Origin of the sequence: Humidesulfovibrio sp. (assembly GCF_030689645.1) — a bacterium.
In the GTDB taxonomy this organism is placed as follows: Bacteria; Desulfobacterota; Desulfovibrionia; order Desulfovibrionales; family Desulfovibrionaceae; genus Humidesulfovibrio.
The window spans coordinates 1-3571 of the sequence record NZ_JAUYFU010000106.1 but is presented as its reverse complement, the minus strand read 5'-3'; the positions used below and the strand labels follow the sequence as shown (position 1 = coordinate 3571).

At 56.8% G+C, this 3571-nt stretch carries 6 protein-coding genes; 1 reads left to right on the top strand and 5 read right to left on the bottom strand.

Annotated elements, in window-relative coordinates; all coding sequences use genetic code 11:
- Positions 1-238, top strand: a 238-nt coding sequence (locus tag Q8O35_RS14055) for a hypothetical protein (RefSeq protein WP_305574427.1), incomplete at its 5' end; no start/stop codon positions are given.
- Positions 239-307: 69 nt separating this feature from the next.
- On the opposite strand, the gene Q8O35_RS14050 is transcribed toward Q8O35_RS14055, so the two are convergent.
- From Q8O35_RS14050 to Q8O35_RS14030, 5 genes are all read right to left on the bottom strand, one after another.
- Positions 308-694 carry a hypothetical protein gene (locus Q8O35_RS14050; RefSeq protein WP_305574425.1) on the bottom strand — a complete coding sequence of 129 codons (387 nt, stop codon included), beginning with the start codon at positions 692-694 and terminating at the stop codon, positions 308-310.
- A gap of 214 nt (positions 695-908) precedes the next feature.
- Positions 909-1292 (bottom strand): MarR family winged helix-turn-helix transcriptional regulator, encoded by a 384-nt coding sequence (locus Q8O35_RS14045; RefSeq protein WP_305574423.1) that lies wholly within the window; start codon positions 1290-1292, stop codon positions 909-911.
- A gap of 92 nt (positions 1293-1384) precedes the next feature.
- Positions 1385-1903 (bottom strand): hypothetical protein, encoded by a 519-nt coding sequence (locus Q8O35_RS14040; protein WP_305574421.1) that lies wholly within the window; start codon positions 1901-1903, stop codon positions 1385-1387.
- 541 nt (positions 1904-2444) lie between these two features.
- Positions 2445-2906, bottom strand: a complete 462-nt coding sequence (locus tag Q8O35_RS14035) for a hypothetical protein (protein WP_305574419.1) — start codon at positions 2904-2906, stop codon at positions 2445-2447.
- Positions 2907-2909: 3 nt separating this feature from the next.
- A partial coding sequence (locus Q8O35_RS14030) for a hypothetical protein (RefSeq protein ID WP_305574417.1) occupies positions 2910-3571 on the bottom strand: 662 nt, incomplete at its 5' end.

Sequence of the window (3571 nt, the reverse complement as noted above, 5' to 3'; positions counted from 1 at the left end):
GCGGACAGTCTCCGGTGAAGCCAACTTCCAGATCGAAACGGCATATGCCTCCGATGGCGTCGGCCATGTCGAGAATCTTGTCCTTCATGATTTTCCTTTGCTGTTTAACGTTGCTGTCACCGTTAGGCCTCAGTCAGTTGTGGAACAGTCATCAACGTTGTCGGCGAGGAGGTTGTGCCTGCTCCATCACTTGCTAGGAAACCGTGTAGCCAATGTAAAAGGATATCCGAAACGTTGAGACGTACATCAATGCTTGTGTGTTGTTTTATAGTTGCATTTCGAATTGTCTTTGCCCTCGTGATGGTTTTCATGTTGAAAAGTAGCGAGGATTATTACACATTTTGTTTAATTTTGTGCGCCCAAAGTAACAATCGCAGACTGCTTGCCAGAATTCTTCATAGTGAATGTCATCGTCGCCTGCATATTGATCGGCGATGTCCCGGCAAGCATCTTCGCCGATGTGGAGCCAGAGAGGGCGCCAGATGTTCCATCTTGTGCATTTCCCATCGCACCAGTGTGTATCGCTAAAAAAACACTCGTGGGCGTTAGCGAGCTGTGCAAAGTCGCAGTAGTCATCTGACATGTCTTCTGTGGCAAAGCCGTCTTCGAACTGCGAGTTGAAACGATTAATTCTGATAAACCGCTTGAAGCCAGCGGCAATGAGCGGAACGTGTTCGATGTGTTCAATTTGCAAGGTGTCCTCTCTTGGTTGCAGTTTACAATTCGTGGAGCTTTCTTGCTATGCGCTAGAATGATTTTTCTTTCCGCACCTTCTCAATCCAGTATTATCGAGTTGCATGGTTGTCGTACTGTGTGATGCTCTTCGTCTCAATGATGTTTTCAGTGCAGGGTTGCTAATCGGCGACTCACGGCTGTGCGCAATAATACAGTCTGAATGTTTCATGTTGTTATTCCAAATGACCTTCCGGCGGCCTCACCTTGGTGATGTCGCAGTGCTCCCTCACCATTCTGCTCGCGATGTCCCACCCGCGGCGCATGACTTCTCCCAAAGTTCGGCGGCCAGCTGGCGTAAGCGCTGCCCGCTTCCTGCGCTTGTCGCCAGGGGCAAGCCCAATAGAAATGAGACCGTGTTCTTCCAAAATGTAACAAATTCGGGATGCTGTTGTTTGGGGGAGCAATACCCTTGTCTGGATATCCACGAAATCCATCTGGTTCTGGGGCCCCTGCGCGATCGCCAAAAACACACGGAAGAACTCCGGGTAGTGCTCCGGGAGCAGGCGGTGGAGGTCAAACATGTCCATGACGCGCTGAATGTCGTTTTCGAAAAACATTATATACTCCTTGGGGTATGCAGGCAGGCACGATCGCCCGATATGTTCCACGGGGCGTGATGCTTTTCCGTGAAACATGGCGGGATACCGTGTCAGGAGCCGTGATGGGCGCACTCGTCGAACGACTCCTGGGCCGCGCTCAAGTCGATGCCGTAATCGAGGTGGGAATCCTGCGGAAGCTTTGCATGACGGGCGACCGGACTGCTGAGGTCTCCTGCGAAGGCCGCGAGAAATTCGACTTCGCGCACGCAGCAGTCGGAGCTGTCGCAGGTCTCAAATGCGTCGGCCTGGTCAGCGTAGGCTCCAAGAATCCGGCCATCGGACAGGCGCTGGACCATGTATATGATCTGAGGCTGTCCGCGAAGCTGCCGGACACGGTACGCCCGGGCGAGCTGCACGAAATCAATTTTTTCGGCGAGCGCCTCCATGGCCTTGAGCACGAGAAGGGAGTCCGGTGGGTACTCGCCGCCGTTCGCCATGCGCGTAAACCACGCCGCGGCAAGCCAGCCCGCGAGTCCATCAATGTCCTCCGGAACCTTCTTGTCGTCGACGAAGTCAGGGCCAAACTCGTTCTCGAAAACGCGCCTTGTCTCGTTTGTTGTCCAGCTCATTGCTTCCCCTTTTGGGCCGGCAGGGTTTTGGTGTTCGCCGACCACACCCCCTTTGTATGTCTCCATAGATTCCGTGTCAATAATTAATGGTGCTGGAGTGAATAAATTTTAATTCATTGAATTTAGTAGCTTACAAGAAATTTGTATCAAATACGTTGACTCGTGACTAGTGTGATCTGCGAATTTTGTGTCGTGCGCGCTTGTGTGGGTCTTCTCGGATCGAGGTTCTCCTTCACATATGGCGAATTGTGGTGGGCTGCTTGCCACTGTGTGTGAGGCTTGTCTCCCGTCACACGGAGCATGCTCATGAGATGCCTGCCGAGCGCTATGTTTGGCGATGTGCGCAAATGGCCTTCTCGGCTGGCCAAGACTGCAACTCGCGATAGAACCCGATTGCAGGATGGAAGGCGGTGGTCAGACCTTGGCTTATACCTATGGTCCAGAGACAGCGTCTCCACTCTGCGCGCGCATCAGTCCGGCTCTTTTCCGGGCGATGAAGGCTGCGATTGGAAGTCAGTTCGAGATGCAAGGCTCCATGCGCCTAGGCGGATTCCAACTCGGTCCAAATCTTCCTTAGGTATGACGGCGAGACTTGGATGCGCAGTTGCTTCGAGAAGTAGCGTGCGATGAGCCGGAAACCGAGACCTTGCCCATGAAGCTCCCGCACCAGCGCCCAGCGGTGCAGCACTTTGTCGTGCAGCGGGGAGGGGCGCTCTTCGCGCAGGTTTCGGGCACGGGATTCGCGCACCCGTTTGAAGTCTGCGAACTGCTCCAGGCCTGCGACACGGAATCCGCGCTGGCGGATCGTGTCGAAGCCGAAGCGGCGAATCGCGCCGAGCAGGGCGACGTATGGGGTGTGCGACGCGTTCGAGGCGCACGCGTTGAAGGCGTCGGCAAGTATGCGCTCTCGGTCGGACTCGGCCAGGCCGACGAGCCAGTGCAGCGCACGAGCCCGCTCCTTTGCGGTGTGCAATCCAGACGGATGAGTTGCGCGTTTCGGCACGGCTTACCTTATATAAATATCGACGCTATCAAGGCGGTGGTGCGCGATCTCGTTCGCAACAGCCAGCTTCGCTTCCTCGTGCGTAAGTCCCGCGTCGATGGCCTCATGCATCCGCGCCTGGGCGAAGCTGTGCTTGAGGCCGTGCGTTCCCCTGCCTGGGGCGTATTGCCCCGTCTCCCTGGCGGCCACTTCAACGGCCCGCAGGAAGGTGCGGTACGGTGAAGTGAGCGGGCCGTGCTCCGCGATGTGCTCTTCGAGATCGTGGTAGGTCTCCGGTCGCAGGAAATGCACGGTCCGTTTGCCTCCCTTCTCGGTGACGACGATGCGCCCGGCGGCATAGCCGGTGACCGGATCCGTGCCTACACCGAGCAGATTCACGGCCGTGAGCGGATTGCTGCCGCGCGCCGGTGCGCCGACGCCTTCGGTGCGGCACCCGGTCTCGCCTATGAGGCGTGCCTGCAGGCGCAGGGCAGGGTCCGAGATAGCGGCGTAGAGGCCGATGGGATCGGGATACGCGCGCGACATGTAACCACCGGAACGCGCGGCAAGTTCTGTGCGCCAACGCTTCTTCTCTTCCGCCAGGACCGCTCGGACATCCGCCGCCGGCTCTCCGCCGTAACGTTCGGCGTGTACATCGAGGGCGTGGGAGAGCTTCGTGAGCGCGG

Excerpts from the sequence above, each read along its gene's own strand:
- Q8O35_RS14040 (WP_305574421.1), bottom strand. The coding sequence starts at position 1,903 with ATGAGCTGGACAACAAACGAGACAAGGCGCGTTTTCGAGAACGAGTTT.
- Q8O35_RS14045 (WP_305574423.1), bottom strand. The coding sequence starts at position 1,292 with ATGTTTTTCGAAAACGACATTCAGCGCGTCATGGACATGTTTGACCTC.